The 23,535-nt window shown below is 38.9% G+C and carries 16 protein-coding genes; 1 reads left to right on the top strand and 15 read right to left on the bottom strand.

Annotation, left to right across the window (positions count from 1 at the left end):
- Positions 1 to 48: 48 nt before the first annotated feature.
- From J9537_RS06830 to glgB, 7 genes are all read right to left on the bottom strand, one after another.
- Entirely contained in the window at positions 49 to 654 is a 606-nt protein-coding gene (locus tag J9537_RS06830; RefSeq protein WP_218257202.1) for a hypothetical protein, read from the bottom strand.
- A gap of 99 nt (positions 655 to 753) precedes the next feature.
- Positions 754 to 2,586 (bottom strand): glycoside hydrolase family 13 protein, encoded by a 1,833-nt coding sequence (locus J9537_RS06825; protein WP_218257201.1) that lies wholly within the window; start codon positions 2,584 to 2,586, stop codon positions 754 to 756.
- Positions 2,567 to 5,005: a glycogen/starch/alpha-glucan phosphorylase gene (locus J9537_RS06820; RefSeq protein WP_218257200.1), complete on the bottom strand. Its 2,439-nt coding sequence runs from the start codon at positions 5,003 to 5,005 to the stop codon at positions 2,567 to 2,569. Before J9537_RS06820 ends, J9537_RS06825 begins: the two co-directional genes overlap by 20 nt.
- Before the next feature lie 132 nt (positions 5,006 to 5,137).
- Positions 5,138 to 6,565: a glycogen synthase GlgA gene (gene glgA, locus J9537_RS06815; RefSeq protein ID WP_218257199.1), complete on the bottom strand. Its 1,428-nt coding sequence runs from the start codon at positions 6,563 to 6,565 to the stop codon at positions 5,138 to 5,140.
- A gap of 2 nt (positions 6,566 to 6,567) precedes the next feature.
- Positions 6,568 to 7,716, bottom strand: a complete 1,149-nt coding sequence (glgD, locus tag J9537_RS06810; RefSeq protein WP_218257198.1) for a glucose-1-phosphate adenylyltransferase subunit GlgD — start codon at positions 7,714 to 7,716, stop codon at positions 6,568 to 6,570.
- A complete protein-coding gene (locus J9537_RS06805) occupies positions 7,703 to 8,848 on the bottom strand; it encodes a glucose-1-phosphate adenylyltransferase (protein ID WP_035016523.1) in 1,146 nt (381 codons plus the stop codon). The genes glgD and J9537_RS06805 overlap by 14 nt, the downstream gene beginning before the upstream one ends.
- Positions 8,849 to 8,886: 38 nt before the next feature.
- Positions 8,887 to 10,788 carry a 1,4-alpha-glucan branching protein GlgB gene (glgB, locus tag J9537_RS06800; protein WP_218257197.1) on the bottom strand — a complete coding sequence of 634 codons (1,902 nt, stop codon included), beginning with the start codon at positions 10,786 to 10,788 and terminating at the stop codon, positions 8,887 to 8,889.
- Between the two features lie 424 nt (positions 10,789 to 11,212).
- Here glgB and J9537_RS06795 point away from each other — a divergent pair, with 424 nt between their 5' ends.
- Entirely contained in the window at positions 11,213 to 11,767 is a 555-nt protein-coding gene (locus J9537_RS06795) for a DUF2179 domain-containing protein (RefSeq protein ID WP_010744664.1), read from the top strand.
- Positions 11,768 to 11,769: 2 nt separating this feature from the next.
- On the opposite strand, the gene J9537_RS06790 is transcribed toward J9537_RS06795, so the two are convergent.
- From J9537_RS06790 to J9537_RS06755, 8 genes are all read right to left on the bottom strand, one after another.
- A complete protein-coding gene (locus J9537_RS06790; RefSeq protein ID WP_218257196.1) occupies positions 11,770 to 12,633 on the bottom strand; it encodes an alpha/beta hydrolase in 864 nt (287 codons plus the stop codon).
- A 4-nt stretch (positions 12,634 to 12,637) separates the two neighbouring features.
- On the bottom strand, positions 12,638 to 13,438 hold the full coding sequence (locus J9537_RS06785) for a DUF1803 domain-containing protein (protein ID WP_218257195.1): 801 nt from the start codon (positions 13,436 to 13,438) through the stop codon (positions 12,638 to 12,640).
- Between the two features lie 174 nt (positions 13,439 to 13,612).
- The gene (locus tag J9537_RS06780; RefSeq protein WP_010744661.1) at positions 13,613 to 14,542 is read right to left on the bottom strand and encodes a manganese-dependent inorganic pyrophosphatase; all 930 of its coding nucleotides are present in this window, start codon (positions 14,540 to 14,542) and stop codon (positions 13,613 to 13,615) included.
- A 145-nt stretch (positions 14,543 to 14,687) separates the two neighbouring features.
- The gene (gene pflA / locus J9537_RS06775; protein WP_010744660.1) at positions 14,688 to 15,473 is read right to left on the bottom strand and encodes a pyruvate formate-lyase-activating protein; all 786 of its coding nucleotides are present in this window, start codon (positions 15,471 to 15,473) and stop codon (positions 14,688 to 14,690) included.
- A gap of 255 nt (positions 15,474 to 15,728) precedes the next feature.
- The gene (gene pflB, locus J9537_RS06770; RefSeq protein ID WP_218257194.1) at positions 15,729 to 18,020 is read right to left on the bottom strand and encodes a formate C-acetyltransferase; all 2,292 of its coding nucleotides are present in this window, start codon (positions 18,018 to 18,020) and stop codon (positions 15,729 to 15,731) included.
- A gap of 288 nt (positions 18,021 to 18,308) precedes the next feature.
- Positions 18,309 to 20,756: a DNA topoisomerase IV subunit A gene (gene parC, locus J9537_RS06765; RefSeq protein WP_218257193.1), complete on the bottom strand. Its 2,448-nt coding sequence runs from the start codon at positions 20,754 to 20,756 to the stop codon at positions 18,309 to 18,311.
- A gap of 13 nt (positions 20,757 to 20,769) precedes the next feature.
- Positions 20,770 to 22,797, bottom strand: a complete 2,028-nt coding sequence (gene parE, locus J9537_RS06760; RefSeq protein ID WP_218257342.1) for a DNA topoisomerase IV subunit B — start codon at positions 22,795 to 22,797, stop codon at positions 20,770 to 20,772.
- A gap of 266 nt (positions 22,798 to 23,063) precedes the next feature.
- Positions 23,064 to 23,486: a CoA-binding protein gene (locus J9537_RS06755; RefSeq protein ID WP_218257192.1), complete on the bottom strand. Its 423-nt coding sequence runs from the start codon at positions 23,484 to 23,486 to the stop codon at positions 23,064 to 23,066.
- Positions 23,487 to 23,535 lie beyond the last annotated feature (49 nt).

The raw sequence follows: 23,535 nt of genomic DNA, 5'->3' as shown, positions 1-23,535 counted from the left end.
CCTATCTTCATAAAAACAACAGAAGGACGCCCATTGGCACCTTCTGCATTAATCGTGAAAATACTTGCTATTTTCGATATTAGAATTGTCCTCTTGCATAATCCCTCGTAACGAGCGATCCAAACGTTGCCGTGAATTCTTTCTATCTATTGCCGGTTGCTTTTCTTCATTATCTGGCGCAAATAGAATATACGACTGACGCGATTTTTCCATCCGCTGCATCAATTCTCTCGGTGAGATTGCATCAGCAGGCTCATCAGGAATCAAGGAAGAAGGAACAAATTTAGGCGAAAACGGTGTTGCGCTACGGCCATTTCTTGTATTAAACGTTGACTTAGGCTTTGTCGTCCCTTTTGGCTTTCGCTCTTCAAACAAATTAACTTTTTTGGATTCTTTTCGATCCCCTTGATACATCGGTAAGTGAGCTTTGTGATGATCCAGCTCTCTGCGTGGCTCTTCATCTAAATTTACACGTCGCGTCCGTTTGTTCTTTGGTAATTGTCGGTCAAAGATATCCTTTGCCTCTAAGCGATAACTTGTAATTAAGTCATCTTGTCCATCAAACAAGACACGTTGATTCGTCTGTACTAATTTCACACCTGCTTCATCGTCAAAGGCAGGAAAGCGGCTCTTTTTTCTGCTATACGTTTGCATACAATCATCCTCATCGTTCTGATATAGCATAGTTTAGCATAAATGCTGAAAAAATGCTTTTAAATTCCTAACCTATAAGAAAATCTCCCACTCATTAGATCAATTTGAGTCATACACAAACAAACTGCCATTTGGAGCCAATACCTCACCCTCTAAGATACGATCCAACACCTCATAATCCCCTTGATAGGCACGTGGACTTGATAACTCTCCAACATTTAGGCTTTGTTCCTCATCAGATAAATTGAGTGCGTAAATGACATAGGCCTGATCCGTATATCGAATGATCCCGAATATTTGCTGTGTTTGCGAATAGAATGGGAAAAATTGCCCTTGCTTCAGCACATCATATTTCTTTCTACGCTCAATCCATTTTTGACAATTTTTAAACAATCTAGGATCAATGCTATTCCACGGGAAAAACTTACGATTATCCGGATCCTTCCCGCCGGTCAGCCCGGCTTCGTCGCCGTAATAAACACAAGGAATGCCTGGCATCATGAACATTAATCCCCAAGCCTGATCCATCGCTTCGACCGAACCATCTAACATGGTCAAGATTCGTTCCGTATCGTGTGTGCCAATATTATTCAACTGATTGTAGTAAAAATCAGCCGGATAATTTTCTTGGTAACGAATCATCTCTTCGCAAATATCCTGCAATGATCGTGATTGATTTAGTAAATCTAAAATTTGTTGTCTGAGTGGATAATTCATTACGCCTTGTAAATGATCACCAAACACATACTTTCGTCGAGTGTCATAGGCAATTTTGTTCGATGCATCCTCCCAAACCTCACCGATTAGAATCTTTTCTTGATACGCCAAAAGATTTTTACGGATACCAGCAATAAAATCGTCAGTTAATTCATCTGCAACATCCAACCGCCAGCCATCAACGCCCATCGAGGTCCATTTAGATAGAACACTGTCTAAATCGCCATAAATGAATTCCTGATAACTTGGATTATCCTTACGTACCTCTGGCAGATCGGATACTCCCCACCAAGATTTATAATCATCCGGATAGTGGTTAAATGTGAACCAATCAAAGTAGCGACTCTTAGGATCGCGAGCTGCGCCAGTATCCTCGCCATATAAACCAGAAATATTGAAGTACCGACTGTCTTTTCCTACGTGAGAAAATACTCCGTCTAAAACAACCGCGATTCCCGCCGTATGTAAAGCAGCGATCAAACTACGAAAATCTTCCTCAGTTCCCAAGACACTATCCACCTTGAAATAGTCATTCGTATCATAGCGATGATTAGAGGTCGCCTCAAAGATTGGATTTAAATATAAAGCGGTGATCCCAAGTTCTTGTAAGTAAGGAATTTTTTCTTGAATTCCTTTAAAGTTCCCACCAAAAAAGTCCCATCGAGCAATCTCATTTTTCTGATTCTTAATATAAAAAGGTTCATCCTCTTCAGTTGCATAGATAAATGAATTTTTTTTTGGCTGATTGATTTTACGATCGGGATTGCCATTGGCAAATCGATCAGGAAAAATTTGATAAAAAACAGCGTTTCGATACCATTTTGGAGAAATCTCTGGTTTTTGGTAGCACGTCAGTTGATAAGGTACGACTTCGCGTTCAGAGCCATAGATTCTTCCTTCGCCGCCATGTCCTTTAAATCCGTAATACTGAATCGTTTCGTAGCCATCCGTTTCATGGATGACTTTAAAATAATAGAAATACAATCCCCAGCCCTGATCCATTGTCGTTTGAAAATGAAAGCGATCCTCAGAAGCCGGCTCCATTGGAAAAATTTTTTGTCCCACTGAGCTTCCTTCTTTACGCACAATCAAAAAGACCTTCGTATTTTGCTGTTCCGGAACCGACAGCCAAATTTTGACCGTCGTCCCTTCCTGAACAGCACCAAAAGGTTGTTTGTATCGTTCCAGCCATGGATTAAAGTAAATATGAGTCATGTTGTGTCACACCTCGATCATCTTCATGAGCAAAAACGGGTTCTATTTGCCAAATGTCATCTGCATAACGCTGAACGGTATTATCTGAAGAAAAGCGTCCTGCATTGGCTATATTTCGTAAGCTTATTTGTCGCCAACGACGTTTGTCTTGATAAGCCTGATTTACAGTTTCTTGTGCCAAACAATAATCTTCAAAGTCACGTAAAACAAAGAACTCATCATTGTACTTAATCAAGGAATCAAAGATTTCTTGACCCTCTGCAAAAATATTCGGAATCGTACCATCTATTAGAGTTTTTACCACTTTGTGTACCTGTGCGTTTTCTCGATAAATGTCTGCGGATGAATAATTTTTATTCTCGTAATATTGATAAACCTCAGACTCGGTCAAACCAAAAATAGCAATATTCTCATCTCCAACAGCATCTCGAATTTCAACATTTGCGCCATCCAATGTCGCGATTGTCACTGCGCCATTCAGCATAAGCTTCATATTTGAAGTTCCAGAAGCTTCTTTAGACGCCAAAGAAATTTGCTCACTGACATCTGCTGCTGGAATAATTCTTTCCGCCAAGCTTACGTTATAGTTTTCCAAAAAGATGACCTTTAATTTATCCTTGATTGTTGTATCTTGGTTGATTAAGCTCGCTGTTTCATTGATTACCTTAATAATAGATTTTGCATAATGGTAACTTGGAGCTGCCTTTGCACCAAAAATAAACACGCGAGGTTCAATCGGTAATTCAGGATTTTCTTTCAACTCTAAGTACAACTTAATGATATGCAGTAAGTTTAGTAATTGACGTTTATAAGCATGCAGTCGTTTGATTTGAACATCAAAAATCGCATGAGGATTGACTTCAACGCCGCAATGTTTTTGAATATAGTCTGCTAGACGTTGCTTGTTTTCCAATTTCGCTGCCGCAAGCTTATCAAGCACCTGGTCATCTTCCTCATAATTTAATAGCAAACGCAGGTCACTTGGCTGCTTTCTCCAAGTATTACCAATCGTTTCGTCTAATACTTTACTTAGCGAAGGATTTGCTAATTGCGTCCATCTTCGCATCGCAATCCCATTTGTCTTGTTATTAAATCGAGCTGGATATAATCGATAAAAATCATGCAAAACGACGGACTTTAGAAGATCGGAGTGTAATTTCGCCACACCATTCGTTGAATGCGAGCCTATGATTGCAAGATGGGCCATATGAACCTGGCCGCATTGAATGATTCTTGTTCGTTGTATCAAATCAAAATCATGCACGCCAGTCATTTCCTCAACGAAACGACGGTCGATCTCTTCAATGATCTGATAGATTCTTGGACACACGCTTTTCATCATATCAATCGACCATTTTTCTAAAGCCTCAGCCATGATCGTATGATTCGTGTAGCTCATCACCTCTTGAGTTAAGTTCCAAGCACGTTCCCAACCCATTTTTTCTTCATCAACTAGCAGTCGCATAAATTCCGCCACACACATAGCAGGATGTGTATCATTGATATGAATCGCAATGTATTGATTAATTTCGTCCATCGGTTTCTTCAATTGTTTGTAGTAACGCAAAATACTTTGAACACCTGCTGAGACAAAGAAGTACTCCTGTGACAATCGCAGCCTTCTTCCGGCTTCGCTAGAATCATCTGGATACAATACTGAAGTCAGATCCTCCACAGCACGACGATCCTTTATACTACGGTATCGATCCTCTTCTTCCGGCGATATTTCTACAGACCATAAACGCATGGTATTGACAATACCATTCTGATACCCAAGCATCCCGGTATCATAAGGGACCGCTCGAAGCATCATCCCACCTTGATAATTCGGAACTAGATTGCCGTATTCATCATGACTCATGTATACATCGCCACCGATACGCACATCTACCGCTTTACTCTCTTTTCGAACTTCCCACAAATTACCTTTGTGCAGCCATTCATCTGGCAACTCCACTTGATAATTGTCAACAAAGCGTTGTTTAAAAAGACCATACTCATAACGGATTCCATTCCCATTGCCAGGAAGCCCCATGGAGGCAATCGAATCCATAAAGCAAGAAGCCAGACGACCTAACCCGCCATTTCCTAACGCCATGTCCGGTTCAACCTCAGCTAAATCCTCTAAATCAATATTTAACTCAGCGAGCCCCTCCGTGACCATGTCTAACCAACCCATGTTTAAAAGATTACTTTTTAACATTTTTCCTGGTAAAAATTCAATAGAAAAATAATATGCTTGTTTTTGATCTGCTTCTCGATAATCTTTCCATGTTTGCTGCCAATTTTGTGAATATGCCGAAGTCATTAATGAACCCAATGTTTGGTAAAGTTCGTCTGGGGAAGCGTCCGCAACACCCATTGCAAATTTTTCAGCTAGACGGCGACTGAATGATTGTTTAAATTCTGTTTTATTCATATTCTCATCTCCAACCTACACTTTTTAAGCTATGTATTATACATACTACATATAATACATCATAAATGAAAATTTAATGATAAAAAAGCCAAAATCAATCGCCACAAGGCTTAGATTCTGGCTTTTCGAATCTTATATTCCTTCGTACAACTCTAAATATTGCTGACTAGATTCATCCCAACTGAAGTCCCGAGACATTGCCTCAGTCATCATTCCTTGCCAAACCGCTGGATGATCCTGATAAAGTTCAATGGCCTGTTTCAACGCATTCATTAAATAGAACGGTTCAAAAATGTTAAAACCAAAGCCTGTCCCTTCACCTGTAATCGGATTGTATGGTTGAACGGTGTCTTTCAGGCCGCCAATCTCGTGGACAATCGGCAATGTACCATAACGCATGGAAATCATTTGCGAAAGCCCGCAAGGTTCGAAGGCTGATGGCATCAAGAACATATCAACACCGGCATACACTTTCTGAGCCAATGTTACATCAAAGTCAATATGGATGCTTGCTTTATTCGGATATTTTCCGCCATAATAGTGGAACTGATTCTCAAAATTCGGATCCCCTGTTCCAATCAAAACCAACTGTACATCAAATTGCATTAAGTTCTCCATCTCTTCTAGAAGTAAATGAAACCCCTTTTGGTAAGTCAAACGACTGACAATCCCAATGACAGGAACATCCGGTCGAACAGGTAAATCCAAGGCTTTTTGTAACTGTACTTTATTTTCTATTTTTCTATCAAGATGTGCTGCATCGTAATTTGCGAAAATTGCAGGATCAGTTTTTGGATTAAAGGCATCATAATCAATCCCATTCAATATTCCATGCAACTTGCCGCTTTCCATTCGCAAAATGATATCCAAACCAGCACCAAACTCAGCCGTTTTTATTTCTTCAGCATAAGAAGGGCTAACTGTAGTCACGCGATCTGCGTACAGAATCCCAGCCTTCATAAAGTTTACGCAGTCATTGTAACGTATCGTGCCATCGTCGTAACGTTCACACCCCATGCCAAATAAATCATATAAAACTTCACGGTCATATTGTCCCTGAAATTCTATATTATGAATAGTCAAAACGGTACGAATTTGATCAAAATTTTTAATCCAACGATATTTTTCCTTTAATAAAAAGGGGATGAAGGAGGTATGATAATCATTCAAGTGCATAACATCAGGAATAAAATCGATTTTTTCAATTAGTTCAATGACCGCTTGCTGATAAAAAGCGAAACGTTCCCCATCATCATAATAACCATACAATTCTGGCCGATTGAAGTAATAGAGATTGTCTAAAAAGTAGTAATCAATCTCATTCATTCGGAGATGCTTTACTCCGCAATACTGTTTGCGCCAGCCAACATAGACATCGAAAGAAAATAAATCCTCTAACTGCTCCTTAAAACGGTCTGGCATCTTTGTGAAAAATGGTAGGACCACTCTTATATCTGTTCCCTTTTCCTTTAAGGCTTTAGGTAAAGCGCCCGCAACGTCACCCAATCCTCCAGTTTTAAAAAAGGGTGCACATTCTGCTGCTACAAATAATGTCTTCACCTTTATTCGCCTCCGTAAACATCACTGATCACATGTGTATTTTTCTTGATGACAACTGGTTGTTCAGCAGAGCCGATAATTTTAATTCCTGGTTCCACTACAACGTTTTTATCTAGGATCGCATTCTTGATATATGCGTTTTCGCGTATACTACAGCTTGCCATGATAATCGAATCCTCAACCTCAGCACCTTTTTCAATTATGACACTTCTTGAGAAAAGGGAACCATGAGCTTTCCCATCAACCAGACAGCCTGTAGCGAATTGACTATTCTTTACTTCAGAAGTTGGAGAATAATAGGTAGCCACTTCATTCTTCAATTTCGTATAAATCTTTTGTTTAGAATACAATAGAGAAGTAAACTTCTTAGGATCTAACATAGCCATATTTGCATCATAATATGACTTAATATCAAAAATGTTACTTAAGAAGCCAGTATATTCATACGCATTTGTCTTCACTTGATTCATTGCTAAAGTTAAGAAATCCACCAATGCTACCGGACCGCCTAGATTTTGCCCTTCCTGTAAGGCATTGATTAACCAATCTGTACGACAAATAAATATTTTCATGCCCAGGTTCAGCACTTCTTCGTTGGTTTTTTCTTCTAAAAAGTTATGATGGCCTGCAATTATGCCGTGTTCATCCACTTCTAAAATTTCATCCTGCCGATAAATTTGTTCCTTCGGCATTTTTTTATAAACAACAGTCATTATACTGTCGCTTTGTTGATGAATTTTTAAAACAGCCTCTAAATCAATATTACATAGCATACGATTTCCCATAAAGACTGTATATTCAGATTTTGATTTATTCAAATAGTCAATGACTGACTCAAAATAGGGCCGGCCTTCTGCTTTCTTTTTCAAGAAATCTTGATAAAAATGGATAAAGTAACGGCTGTCTACACTATCAAGATGCCACTCGCGTCCTCCGCCAATATGGTCAAAAACAGATTTGGTCGTTCCTTGGTTAAAAACCATGTATACAGATTTGATATTCGCATTGATTGCATTTGACAGATTAAAGTCAATCAGACGGTACTTACAATCAAAAGGCAATGTTGCCAACGGTCTCTTTTCAGTTAAAGGTAATAATTCTGGGCACTCATATACGTTCCCCAAAATGGCGCACATTTTATTCGCTCTCACTTGTCAACACTCCAATCACTTCTGAATAGCCTACTACAGCAATCTCTTCTGATCCATCAACGACCGCATCGTCACCAATGATGGCGTTCTCTCCAATAATCGCTTTAGTGATTTGCACATTTTTACCAATCGTTGCACCTGGCATGACGACACTGTCGACTACCTTTGCACCTTCTTTTACCTGAACATCATCAGATAAAATACTATGTTCTACGTGACCAGCGACATAACAGCCATCCACTACCAATGAATTTTTTACATCAGCATTTTCAGTTAAAAAATGTGGCGGTGAAATGGTATTTTTTGCTAAAATCCGCCAGTTTTTATCACGGATATTCAAGCTATGCTCAGGATCAATAAACTCCATACTAGCTTCCCAAAGAGAATCGATTGTACCAACATCTTTCCAGTAACCGTCAAAGCGATACGCAAAGACATTCTCTCCACTTTCTAAGTAGGCAGGAATTACATGCTTACCGAAGTCTAGCATTTGATCATCCTTTTTATAACTGTTTAGCAATACACTGCGCAAGCGACTCCAGTTAAAGATGTAAATGCCCATTGAAGCTAAGTTGCTCTTTGGTTCTTCTGGTTTTTCTTCAAACTCAATAATTCGATCATTTTCATCAGTATTCATGATTCCGAAACGAGAAGCTTCTTCAATAGGGACCTCAATTACCGCAACTGTTAGTGAAGCATTGTTCGCTTTATGGTCTTCAAGCATCGCTTCATAGTCCATCTTATAGATATGATCACCAGACAGGACTAAAACATACTGAGGATCCATTTGATCGATGTAGTCCATATTTTGGTAGATTGCATGAGCTGTTCCTTCAAACCATTTACTCCCATCATTGCTAGAATATGGCTGTAGAATTGTTACTCCTGAGTTTAGACCATCAAAGCCCCAGCTAGAACCATTCCCAATATGATTATTTAACGCTAAAGGCTGATACTGCGTTACTACTCCTACATTGTTGATACCTGAATTAATGCAATTACTCAACGTAAAATCAATAATTCGATAGCGACCGCCAAAAGGGACAGCAGGTTTTGCAATTTTTTGTGTTAGTTTACCTAGACGAGAACCCTTCCCGCCGGCTAAAATCATTGCTAAAATTTCTGTTTTCATTTTATTTGATGAAGGACTTTCCTCCATCGACCTCCCCTCTATTTCTTGCGTGTGTTGATTTTTTCTGGTTTCAATATGATGGCACCTAAAGCAGGGACAGTTGTTCTGATCAACTGGCCGTACTCCTTAAATTCAATTGGTTCGCTTTGACAATCCTCATTATGCTTTGTCCATGTTCCGCCAAATTCTTTCATCTCCGTGTTCCAAACCTCTTTATAAGTCCCCGGATAAGGCACACCTATATGAAAATCTCGGCGTTCTACTGGAGTCATATTTAAAATGACAATTAAGAAATCTTTTTTACGTTTTCCTTTTCGCATAAAGGACAAAATTGATTCTCCCGTATTATCCGCATCAATAATTTCGATCGTGTCATAGGAATCCTCTAGCTCCCATAAGGCTGTTTGATTTTTATAGAAATCATTCAATTCTGCAGTAAAATGCTGCATCGAATGGTTCATTGAATCATTCAAATCCCTCCATTCAAGTCCCTCATCAAACTTCCACTCTAGAAACTGACCCCATTCACTACCCATAAACAATAATTTTTTTCCTGGATGAGTCATAAAATAAGTGTACAGGTTTCTCAACTGCGCGAACTGTTTGTACCGATCTCCCCACATTTTATGCATAAGACTCTTTTTCCCGTGAACAACTTCATCATGTGACAGTGGCAAAATAAAATTCTCCTGCATCATATACATAAACGAAAAAGTGACCAAATTGAAATTGTCTTTCCGAAAAACAGGATCCATTTCATAAAAACGTAAGACATCGTTCATCCATCCCATATTCCATTTAAAATCAAAACCTAATGAGCCACTCTCGATCATACCGGTCACAGGTGTTTCAGATGAGCTCTCCTCTGCGATCATTAAGACATTCGGATGAGCCAATTTGATGACAGCATTCAGTTTTTGTAGGAAATAATACCCTTCAAAGTTTCGATTGCCTCCCTCATGGTTTGGTGTCCACGGTCCATCATCATAGTCGCGATAAATCATACTTGAAACGGCATCTACTCGGATACCATCAATATGGAACATTTCAATCCAAAACATCGCACTAGAAATCAAAAAGCTTTGAACTTGTGGTTTTCCCAAATCAAAATTTATGGACCCCCAACGATTGTTCTTCGCCCGATCAGGATCTTCATACTCAAACTGCGGTGTCCCATCATAATAAGGCAATGTATCATCATTAATACAATAATGACCCGGAACCCAATCAACAAAGACTCCGATATTATTCAAATGACAAGCTTCAACAAAATCCTGAAACTCCGCCGGCGTCCCATAATAAGAGCTCAGTGCAAAATAACCGATTAATTGATAGCCCCACGAACGACCTAATGGATGCTCCATCAACGGCATAAATTCAACATGGGTATAATTCATTTCTACTAGATAAGGGACTAATTCTTCTTTTAACTCAGCAAAACTGTAGGGCGTTCCATCTTCATGATGTTTCCATGAGCTAGCATGCATTTCATAGATATTTAATGGTCGCTTAAACGCATTTGTTCGTTTATTGCGTCCGCGCCATAAGCCATCTTTCCATTTTTTTTCAGGAAAGCTATATAATTCTGCGGCATCGCCAGGTCTTTTTTCAAATCGGACAGCGAAAGGATCTATTTTCAAGATTTCCCGACCATTGGCTTGCTTAACCTTAAATTTATAAAGGTCTCCTTCTTTTGCGGTATCCGATTGTACTTGCCAAATTCCGCTAACTTCATCCTTCTCCATTGGCAAATCCTGCCAATCATTGAAATCGCCAACGAGAGACACAGCAAGCGCATTGGGTGCCCAAACTCGGAAAACGAATCCTTCCTTTACTTGATGTGCACCCAATAAATGTTGTGCATAAAAATTTTCTCCAGACAAAAATGTTCTCTTCGCATCTTCAACTTGTTGCTTTGCCACTTGTTTAGTATTTTCCATGAGAACCACCTTTTTCGAATGAACGACAACGCGTCCCTATATTACATTTTAATGTGCAAAGTTTAATAATAAAAACACAGCTTGTTCTATTATAATAACACAAACCTTTTTAAAATAACGTATCAAGCGTTTTACATATTTTCCTTTACATTATTAAATGCCCCTACCTAACATTATATTATAATAAGAATTAAAATAGAAGGTAAAAATTTCATTTCTTTAAAATAAATCAGTTTTTCGTCAATAAATAACAATTATTATTTGTTTAATCTGTTTTTTTGACAAATAAACATGAAATCTTTTTATCCTTTTTTCCTTTTATTTGCCTTTTGACAAAATAATCGTTAGGCTGATGAGAATAGGACAAAACGCACACTAAAAACACCTATATGGGTAAAAATCACAGAAAGAAGGCGATTACATAATGATTGATATAAAAATGCTTGCGATGATCTTTCTTATCAATTTTTGTTACGTTACACTGAATACTCTCCGTTTTATGCTTACAATGAAAGGCTATCGCATTTTAGCGCCCTTAATGAGCATGGTTGAGATTACAATCTATATACTTGGACTTTCAATGGTATTGGATCGTTTAGATAATCCGATCAATCTCCTGACTTATGCTTTAGGTTACGCGATTGGGATTAGTGTTGGGATAAAAATTGAAGACAAATTGGCTCTTGGATATATGATGGTAACCGTGATATTACCAACAAATACAGATCAAGAAGCCAGTCTTCCTCGCATTCTGAGACAAAACGGCTATGGAGTCACCCAGTCATACGGCGAAGGTTTAGAGGGTGGACGAATGGTGTTAGAAATTTTATCTCCACGTAAAACTGAGCGCACACTTTACACCCTCATCAAGGAAATCGAAAGTCGAGCCTTCATTATTTCTTATGAACCCAAATATATATCTGGAGGATTTTGGACTAAAAAAGTACGAAAACGTCAAAAAAACAGCTTGAAGCCTTAGCGTCAAGCTGTTTCTTTCCAAAGAAATTGGATTAATTTTTCTTCTAATTTTGCACTTTTAGTGATTGAGGAGTGTCCACCGCTTTTTCCTTTAACGGTAAGCTCCTGATAGCCCTTAGCGTGCTTTTGAAACAATGTGCGTAAGGCAAAAGCGCTATGAGTCGATACGGACCCATCACTTTCTGTCCCGTCGTTTAAATCCCCGGCAACAGCCAAAACACGAATATTTGAGGGCAATTGATTCATTGCTCTATCAAAATACTGATAGATCGGTGTTTCACCGCTTGGCCCCTCTTCTGTTAACTCATAAGCAAAAATCTCTTCCGTGTCCTCAGCAATTTCTAAATCATTAAAGGGCGCAGCAACTGCGACAAACTTTTCAGTTGTTGGTGTTTTATTCCCTGTGTATTCCAGCAAATAACGTAACGAAGAAACACCGCCCATAGAATGGCTGACTAAATTAACCCGCGTGACGCCTTGTTCATACAAATAATGCATTACTTTGCTGATCCATTGACTTTGAGTGATTTCATCCGTAACATCTTTGGCAAAAAGCACCATAATAGTTGGATTGTCATTTCGGCTTTTTAGTTCACCTTCAACAGACAATTTACCATCTGCTTGAACTACGATCGTCATTTCACGTTTTGCAACATTCTCACGTTCAATTCGTCGCAGTAGCGGGCCAAAGGAAAATGAATTTCCTTCATACCCGTGGATAAAAACAGTAGGAACATTAGAATAATGAATAGCCTTTTGTTTCACTAGTGTCCCAGGACTGAAGTAGCGCACTTTTGCATAATAAACCCCTCCAAAAACTAATAAAAAACTAACCACCAATATGATCCCTTTGATTATTCGCTGCATGCTATTATGCCTTCTTTTTTATCATATACGTAAAACTTTCTTTTCCTTTTAATAGTTGTTCCGCCAGTTGTCGCCCGAAAAAGAATTGTTCTTTCTTATTCATCTCTATTTCAATATCTGCCAGCTGTGTTCGATCAACGCATGGAATTGCTACTTGCCATTCTGGCTCAGCGACAACTACTTTCGTCTCAACCAAGATATCTAAAAAAATCGATGTTCTCTTAGGCTTTTTCCTTAACAGCACTCGTTCAAGAACCAACTCAATTTGATTACTAAAAAATTCAGTATTCACATCACCAAGTAACGGCGCTAGTTTGGGAAACTTATCCGGTTGATCCACGTTGCTAAAATAGTTCGGTAACGTTTCCGATAACTTTTCTCGATGATTGATTGTCGCCAGTCGGAAGCTATCGGTTTCTAATCGATTCAGTGTCGGCAAATCATAGTTAATGGCGATTATCTCATTGATGTCGTCAAGCCAAAGCACCTCCCCTAGCCAAACCAGTAATTCTTCAATAGAGTATCTACCAGCCATCTTTTCTATGAACATTTCGACCTTTTCAGTGGTTGGATATTCTTTTAGTGGAGCTAATGACAATTGATACCGTCGATCTTCGCGAGAGATAATACTATTAGCAATCAAAAAATCTAAGTCCTTATCTAAACGCTTTGCACCAGAGAATTCTTTTCGAATGTCACGTAAGATTACAGGCTCTTGCAATTGTTGGAAATAGTTTAAGAGGTTTTGAATATCCTGACGTTTTAATTCTTGTTGAATTTTTTTATCCCGTGTATAGATGTTCATCGCACTGTCCTTTCTAGTTAGAGAATTTTTAAGATTTCAACAAATGGACTGCCTATTGCGATTGTTTTAGACCGAATTAAAGGAAAACAGTTCATGTCCCTTCGTATTATAATCCTTCTTAAAAAATCCCACAAAAAAGTGGACCTTCAAAAGTCCACTTTTTAATCATTCATATTATTTATCAAATGCTTCTGTCAATTGAGGAACAATTTGTTTCTTACGGGAAACAACTCCTGGTAGAAATGCTCGATCGTTTTCAAGTTTTACGTTAAATGCTTCTGTAACCTTTTCTCTTGGTTCGCCAGCAACTAATAATTCAGAATCAGAATCTAGCACATTCGTAACAAGCAACAAGAACAAGTCATAGCCATTTTTTACATTCTCAGATAGCATAGCATCACGCAACGCATCTTGACGAGCAAAAACTTCGTTCAAATCAACAGTATTAACTTGAGCGATTCGAACCGTTTTGTCAGCCATAGGAAATGATTTGGCATCTAAGTCTAACAATTCTGCTTCAGACTTATTACCCAAATTGGTTCCAGCTTTCAATAAATCTAACCCGTAGCTATCTAAGTCAACTCCTGCAATTTTAGCTAATTCTTTAGCTGCATCAATATCCTCTTGTGTACAAGTAGGTGATTTAAATAGTAACGTATCCGAAACGATCGCTGATAACATCATACCAGCAATTTTTGCAGGAACGGCAATATTATTTTCCTTGTATAACTTCAATACGATTGTTGAAGTACATCCAACAGGTTCTGCACGATAATAAAGTGGGTTCGCTGTTTGGAAGTTTGCTACTCGGTGATGGTCAACCACTGAAAGAATGTTTAATTCTTCAATATCTGCCACGCTTTGTTGGAATTCATTGTGATCAACTAGCATTACGTCATTCGTCTCAGCCGCGACCTTTTCTACTACACGCGGAGCTGTCAAACCAAAATGATCTAGAGCAAACTGTGTTTCTTCATTTGGTGTTCCCAATGCAACTGCTTCAGCATCCACACCTAACTCCTTTTGTAGGTTTGCGTATGCAATCGCTGCTCCAATCGCATCTGTATCAGGATTTTGATGTCCAAAAATTAAAACTTTTCCCATAGTTGATTCGCTCCTTTAAATAAGTTCTTCTTTATCATATCAAAAAAAAGGAAAAGAGCAACAACATACCGCCTTTTCCTTTTATAAATATTTAAACTTCTATCATTTTCAAAAAAATCGGACACCATCTGCCCGATTTTCATTTTTAGACTTTAGTTTTTAAATAGCCTTTATAATCTTCCGTATGCAACAATTTTTTCGCATTCTCCACTCGATCATCTGTCGGTGGTTCAATTCCTTCTAATGGATACTTCAGGCCCATTTCTTCCCATTTGTACTTACCCATTGTGTGATAAGGTAAAATCTCAACTTTATCTACGTTGTTCAACGTTTTAATAAATTTATCTAATCGAATTAAAAATTCGTCATAGTCACTTCTAAAAGGTACTAATACATGGCGAATCCAGACAGGCTTGTTGATATCTGACAGATATTTCGCCATCTCTAAAATATTATCGTTGCTTTGACCAGTCAATTCTTTGTGCTTTTGATTATCGATTTGTTTGATATCAAATAGTACTAGGTCGGTATATTGCATCAATTCTTCAAATTTTGAGAAAAATGGTTCTTCAAATGTAAAGGGTTTGCCGCAACTATCTAGCGTTGTATTGATTCCCATTTCTTTGGCTTTTTTGAACAAGTCAATCAAAAAATCAATTTGCAATAAAGGTTCTCCACCACTTACAGTGATTCCCCCTTTTTTTCCCCAATAGCTCCGATAGTTCAACGCCTCTTTTAAAATATCATCAGCCGTTCTTTTTTTTGCTTTCGGATCATTGATTTTCCAGGTGTCTGGATTGTGGCAAAATTGACAACGCATTCGACAGCCCTGCATAAAGACGATAAAACGTACACCAGGACCATCAACCGATCCAAAACTTTCGATTGAATGGACATTTCCGACAATAGGTTGTTCAGTCATAGTAGACATAAACAGTCCCTCCCTCAATATATGTAATTTTTTTAAGTGTTGTTTTTCACTATGTTTCTATGCCTTGTAGCTCATTAAATGTATAAGAGAAAATAACTTATACTAGTTACACTTTTTATCTATTTTGAATCTGATGCATTGTACCATTCAAATTTTTAAAACTCACATCATTCTTGATTAAAATGATGAAAAGTAAGGCGAATAGACTTCCGTCCATCCGCCCTTACTATACATTCAATTACTAAAGTCAGCAACCTACATTTTTGCGTGGAATGTACGGCTGATAACATCCTCTTGTTGTTCACGAGTCAAGTCGATAAATTTAACCGCGTAACCAGAAACCCGAATCGTAAAGTTTGCGTATTCTTCTTTTTCTGGATGTTCCATAGCATCGAGTAATTTTTCTTTACCAAAAACGTTTACGTTCAAGTGATGTGCTCCTTGATCAAAGTAGCCATCTAAAACGTTTGTTAAGTTTTCAATCCGTTCATCTTCATCATGACCTAATGCATCTGGGTTAATACTTTGAGTATTTGAAATACCATCTAAAGCATATTCGTAAGGCAATTTAGTCAATGAGTTAAGTGAAGCCAACAGACCGTTTTGTTCAGCGCCATAAGATGGGTTAGCCCCTGGAGCTAGCGGCTCACCTGCTTTACGTCCATCAGGTAGAGTACCTGTTGCTTTACCATAAACAACGTTAGAAGTAATCGTTAAGATTGAAGTTGTTGGTTCTGAATTACGGTAAGTATGATAATGCTCAAGTTTTTCCATAAATGTCTTCAACAACCATACAGCGATATCATCTGCGCGTTCGTCATCGTTTCCGTATTTAGGGAATTCGCCATCAATCTTGAAGTCTGTAACGATTCCGTCTTCATCGCGAATTGGATAAACTTTTGCGTATTTAATAGCAGCCAATGAATCAACCACGTGTGAGAATCCTGCGATCCCTGTTGCAAATGTACGTTTCAAGTCTGTATCCATCAACGCTAGTTCAGCTGCTTCGTAATAATACTTATCATGCATGAAGTGAATCGCGTTCAAAGTATTTACATACATTCCTGCTAACCATTCCAGCATATCATCATATTTCGCCATAACGACATCAAAGTCTAAAGCATCATCTGAATCAATTGGGCGGAAATCAGGTCCAACTTGTGCTTTTGATTTTTCATCAACCCCACCGTTGATCGCATATAACAATGCTTTCGCTAGGTTGGCACGAGCACCGAAGAATTGCATTTCTTTACCAGTTTGTGTAGCAGATACACAGCAGCAGATCGCATAGTCATCTAACCATACTGGACGCATTACATCATCGTTTTCGTATTGGATAGAAGATGTATCAATTGAGATTTTTGCTGCATAATCTTTGAATCCTTCTGGCAAACGAGAAGAATACAACACCGTCAAGTTTGGTTCTGGAGATGGTCCCATATTTTCTAATGTGTGTAAGAAGCGGAAATCATTTTTTGTTACTAAGGTACGTCCATCCATACCCATACCTGCAATAGACAAAGTAGCCCAAACTGGGTCTCCTGAGAACAATTCGTTGTATGAAGGGATACGTGCAAATTTAACCATACGTAATTTCATTACTAAGTGGTCAATCAATTCTTGTGCTTCTTCTTCTGTCAATGTGCCATTTTCAATATCGCGTTGAATATAGATATCTAAGAAAGTAGAGACACGTCCGATAGACATTGCCGCACCATTTTGTTCTTTAATCGCTGCAAGATAGCCAAAGTACGTCCATTGTACTGCTTCTTTCGCATTTTCTGCTGGACGTGAGATATCAAATCCATAGGCTTCTGCCATTTCTTTGATACGTTTTAAAGCTTTATATTGATCGCTGATCTCTTCACGAAGACGGATATCCTCTTCTGTAAATTGACCGTGACCGCAGTTTGCATGATCTTTTAATTTTTCTTGCATCAAGTAGTCAATACCATATAAAGCAATACGACGGTAGTCGCCCACGATACGTCCACGACCGTAAGTGTCAGGAAGACCAGTAATGATCTTCGCGCGACGAGCGGCACGAATCTCTGGTGTGTATACATCGAAAACAGCTTGGTTGTGTGTTTTATGGTAGTCATTAAAAATTTCTGTAAATTTAGGATTTGGAGTATAACCGTAACGTTCAAGTGATTCTTCGGCCATGCGGATCCCACCATAAGGCATAAACGCACGTTTTAAAGGCTTGTCTGTTTGGATACCAACGATTGCTTCTTTGTCCTTCAAGTTTTCGTCGATATATCCAGCACCATAAGCATTAGCTGCAGATACGACATCTGCTTCCATATCTAATACGCCGCCATTTTCACGTTCTTGTTTTTGAAGCTGCTGTAGTTTAGTCCATAATTCATTTGTTGCCTCAGTAGGCTCAGCCAAGAAATCAGCCGTACCTTCATAAGGTGTGTAGTTTGCTTGAATGAAATCCCGTGTATTGATTTCATTTTTCCACAGATGCCCCTTAAAACCTTGCCATGCAGGTTTTTCTGTGTTTTTCATTTTTTCTAGTTCATTTGTTGCAGTTCCCATTTCAAAAGGACCTCCTTAGAATATTAAAAACGTAATTACTACAGGTTTACGAACAAAGTATAACACATAAAATCTTTTATGCAAGCCTTTCCTTGTGAAAGATTAATTAGAAAATAAGATATTTTTGTAATCGTTCGCAAACCCTTGATTTAAAAGCAATTTCGCATTACTAAGCTTTAGTTAAAATTCATTATTCATTGTGTATAAGACGTATTTTGTGATAAAAAAAACGGGTATCTGTTTTAATACAGATACCCAACTGTTTTATTTTTTTGTAGCACAGAAGAACTAATCTTCTATCAATTCTTGAGGGTGCACAACAGAATAAAGTTCGCCTTCCTTTTTCTCATCAATCGTGAACGTACCATTGGAAATACGATCACTGATAGCTACATTTGAAATCTCTAATTCTTTTTCGATTCCTTTGCTCGTCGTAAGAAGAAGCTTTCCTTCAGTATCCGTCGTCATATAACTCAAGCGATGCGGATTTTTCTTTAATTCACGGAAAATCATCAGACCGCGTTTCGCACGTCCTAATTGCGGCAACTCTTGTGCAAGCATCCGTTTAGCCGCACCTCGTTGGCTCAATAATAGTATAGGTGAATCGCCCTCCGATGGTACCAGAGCACCAGCTACTACATAGTCACCGTCTTTCAGGTTGATTGCTTTTACACCAGCAGCTTTCGATCCGACTACTGGTACTTCATCTAATGGATAACGCAATCCAAAGGCACGATGAGAAGCAATAAATACATCCGCATTGCGAACTTCGTCGGTCAAAAATACGGAGACGATTTGATCTGTATCGCTTTTCATTTTCATAGCTGTCGTTGGTCGGCTGCGATAGGTCCGCCAAGGAGAAAATTCGGTCATTCGAGTTTGCTTGATCATTCCCTCTTTACTCATGAAGATAAAGAGTTTGTTTGCATCAATCTCTTTATATGGGAAAGCAGCAATAATCTCTTCGGTCATAGATAAATTAGTGATAGTCTGTGAAATGTGTTCACCAACATCTTTCCATTTCAGCTCAGTAATTTCGTGAACCGGACGATAAATCATATTTCCATGATTGGTTAAAATCAATAGATGATCAAGGGTATTCAGTTTATCAATGAAGATAATAGAGTCGCCATCTTTCATACCATGTTCATCTGGTCGAGACGCATTGTATGAACGCAAACTGCTGCGCTTTAAATACCCTTCTTTTGTTAAGGTAACAATAACTTCTTCTTGAGCGATTAGAACTTCCGTCTCAATCTTGATTTCGGTGATTTCGTCTTCAATTTTCGTCAAACGATCATTTCCGTAATTCTTTTTGATTTGACGTAGTTCTTGTTTCATCACTTTATGCAATTCTTTTTCGCTGTTTAAAATCAAATGCAATTCTTTGATTTCCTTGGCTAATTCAGAAGCTTCTTTTTCTAGTTGAGTGATGTCCGTATTCGTTAAGCGATACAATTGTAAAGTCACAATTGCCTCTGCCTGTTCTTCACTGAATTCAAAACGTTCGACTAAATTATTTTTAGCATCCTTTTTGTCTTTACTACCGCGAATCGTAGAGATTACTTCATCAAGGATTGATAAAGCCTTCATCAATCCTTCAACAATGTGTTGCCGTTTCTGTGCCTTAGCGAGTTCATATTGGCTACGTTTGGTGATCACTTCTTTACGGTGGCCGATGTAACTTACTAAAATATGCTTCAATCCAACTTGCTGCGGCGTCATGTTATCAATAGCAACCATGTTGAAATTATAATTGATCTGCAAATCAGTATTTTTGAATAAGTAATTCAAAATTCCTTCTGCATTTGCGTCTTTTTTCAACTCAACAACCACCTGCAAACCTGTCCGGTCAGATTCATCACGAACTTCGGCGATGCCGTCGATTTTTTTATTTAATCGGATTTCATCCATTTTTTTAACTAAAACCGCTTTGTTCACTTCATAAGGGATCTCATGAATAACAATCTGCTGTTTTCCGCCTTTTAATGGTTCGATTGACGTTTTAGAACGAAGAATTACTTTGCCTTTTCCCGTTTCGTAAGCCTTCTTGATTTCAGCCTTTCCTTGCAGAATTCCTCCAGTTGGAAAATCTGGCCCGGGAATATACTCCATAATCTTTTCTAATGAAGCGTTTGGATGGTCAATTAAATATATCGTTCCATCAATTACTTCCGATAAATTATGGGTAGGAATTTCAGTCGCATAACCTGCAGAGATCCCAGTTGACCCGTTAACCAATAAATTAGGATAAGCAGCTGGAAGAACAGTCGGTTCTTTTTCTGTATCATCAAAGTTCCAGACGAAATCAACCGTTTCTTTCTCAATGTCTTGTAGCATCTCGCCGCTCAGTTGTGACAAACGGGCTTCTGTATAACGCATAGCCGCAGGAGGGTCTCCATCCATCGACCCATTATTTCCGTGCATCTCAATCAGAACCTGCCGTAATTTCCAATCCTGACTTAGACGAACCATTGCTTCATAGATTGAACTATCTCCATGGGGATGATAGTTCCCCATGATATTCCCTACAGATTTCGCAGATTTACGAAATCCCTTATCATAGGTATTCCCATCTTTATTCATAGAGAATAGAATACGCCGTTGAACGGGTTTTAATCCATCTCTGATGTCAGGCAGCGCCCGTTCTTGGATAATATACTTCGAATAGCGGCCAAAACGGTCACCCATTACTTCTTCTAATGTTAATTCTTGAATCGAATGTTTTGCATCCATCTTTGACCACCTCCTACTCGTCGAACAAACTGATTATTTTTACTTGATCAGCTGTCTCATCTTTCTCGTGTTGTTCAGATACTGGCACAGTAGACGTTTCTTCCTTATTGTCCAGTAAGCTGCCATCCTCTTCCAAAGTAAATTGTACATGGTTTTCGATCCATTTACGACGTGGTTCCACTTTATCACCCATTAGGGTCGTTACTCGACGTTCAGCTTGTGCAGCATCGTCAATTCGAACTCGAACTAACGTACGATATTCAGGGTCCATCGTGGTTTCCCATAATTGCTCTGCATTCATTTCGCCGAGCCCTTTGTAACGTTGCAGCATATAGCCTTTCCCAACTTTTTTAGTCACATCTTGCAGCTCGTCGTCGGTCCATGCATACTCGATCACCTGCTTGCGTCCTGCACCTTTGGAAACTTTATATAGTGGTGGCAGAGCAATATAAACTTTCCCTGCTTCGATCAGGGGTTTCATATAGCGATAGAAGAAGGTTAATAGCAATACCTGAATGTGTGCACCGTCGGTATCCGCATCGGTCATAATTATTACCTTGTCGTAATTGCAGTCCTCAATTGAGAATTCAGGTCCAACTCCTGCGCCAATTGTATAAATCATGGTATTAATCTCTTCATTTTTCAAAATATCCTGCATTTTAGCCTTTTCGGTATTGATGACTTTTCCTCGTAATGGCAGAATTGCTTGGAACTTCCGATCACGGCCTTGCTTCGCTGAACCGCCGGCAGAATCCCCTTCGACTAAAAACAATTCATTTTTCGCCGCATTTCGCGATTGTGCTGGAGTCAGTTTCCCAGAAAGGAGAGATTCCCCTTTTTTCCGTTTTTTACCGTTACGGCTTTCTTCACGGGCTTTGCGTGCAGCTTCACGAGCTTCGCGAGCTTTAATGGCTTTACGAACCAGCATTTGGCTATTTTCACTATTTTCTTGTAAATAGAAGCCCATCTGTTCACCAATGACACTATCGACTGCTCCACGAGCAGCAGGCGTTCCTAACTTCTCTTTCGTCTGCCCTTCAAATTGCAGAAGATTTTCTGGAATTCGAACAGATAAAACCGCAGATAACCCTTCACGGAAATCTGAGCCTTCCAAGTTTTTATCTTTTTCTTTTAACAAACCTGATTTGCGCGCATATTCATTGAATGCTTTCGTCATGGAAGTCTTCATTCCAGATTCGTGAGTACCGCCATCTTTAGTTCGTACATTATTAACGAATGAAAGAAGGTTCTCTGAATAACCATCATTGTATTGATAGGAAAATTCAACTTCGATCCCTTCACGCTCGCCAGAAAAATAAACAACCGGCGTTAACGTGTCTTTATCTTCATTTAAATACTCAACAAATTCTTTGATTCCTTCTTCAAAATGAAAGACCTCTGTTACTTTTTCTTCTCCACGCAGATCCGTTAAAGTAATTTTAACGCCTCTTAACAAGAAGGCTGATTCCCGTAAACGTTCTGATAACGTTTCATAAGAAAAATTAAGTGTTGAGAAGATTTGCGCATCAGGCAAGAAGTGTACGGTCGTTCCGTTTGGTTTACGAGTCTTGCCAATTTTCTCTAAAGTCCCTTGAGGTTTTCCACCATCTTTGAACACTTCACGGTATTCCACCCCTTCACGGACGATCGTTACAGTCAACCATTCTGACAAGGCATTTACCACACTCGCACCAACGCCATGCAATCCGCCAGAAGTTTTATAGCCACCTTGACCAAACTTTCCGCCAGCATGAAGAATGGTGAAGATGACTTCGACTGTTGGGATGCCTGATGCATGCATACCAACTGGCATTCCTCGACCTTTATCACTTACTTCCACACTGTTGTCTGGATGCAGGGTCACTTCGATTTCACTACCATAGCCGGACAATGCCTCATCAACTGCATTGTCGACGATTTCATAAACCAAGTGATGCAGACCGCGACTATCTGTCGAGCCGATATACATCCCAGGTCGTTTTCTAACCGCTTCTAATCCCTCTAGTACTTGAATCGAAGCGTCATTGTATTCATTGTTCATCTTAGCCAAGCCTACAACTCCTCATTCCTATTTAACATAATTATTTTTCAAGAAGAAAAATAGATTGCTTGTTCGTACCGGATACCACAAAAACAAAGCTCCTCTAAAAATTATTTTTTACCTATAGATGAGCCCTACTAAGTTCAATGGATCCGTTTCTAAAAGTACATCATTTGTATGATACGCTAAAAAAGCTCAAAAAAAAAGCCTATCCTGTTTCTGAAAAGGCATTTTAAGCTTTTTTTTTAATAAAATCAACTCGAGCATTACGCTTTTTTGTTTAATTCGATCTTCACACACCGATCCATAACGATATCCATGCGTCCTTGATCCTGCAGCATTTTAGCTGCTTCTTCATTGCTTAGACCCAATTGCGCCCAAAAAACTTTCGCGTCGGTCTTCAAAAATTCTTCCGCAACAGCAGGCAAAAATTCGCTTCGTCTAAAAATATCCACGATATCAATCGTTTCCGGTACAGCAGTTAAGCTTTCGACGACTGGAATATCGTTGATTGTCTGACCAGCTAATTTCGGATTTACTCCATATAATTTATAGCCATGTGTTTTTAGAACTTCCGCAATTTGATAACTCGTCTTTTCTGGTTTGTCGCTAAATCCGACAACGGCGATCACTTGCGCTTCGTCTAAGTATTGAAAGATCTTTTCTTGACTAGGATTTTGAAAACTCATTTGATTTCCCTCGCTTAGTTCAATTTATTTACTCACAGTAGTCAGTATA

Source organism: Enterococcus raffinosus, from assembly GCF_019175485.1.
GTDB lineage: Bacteria > Bacillota > Bacilli > Lactobacillales > Enterococcaceae > Enterococcus_A > Enterococcus_A raffinosus.
This window is presented reverse-complemented; position numbering and strand designations above follow the sequence as displayed.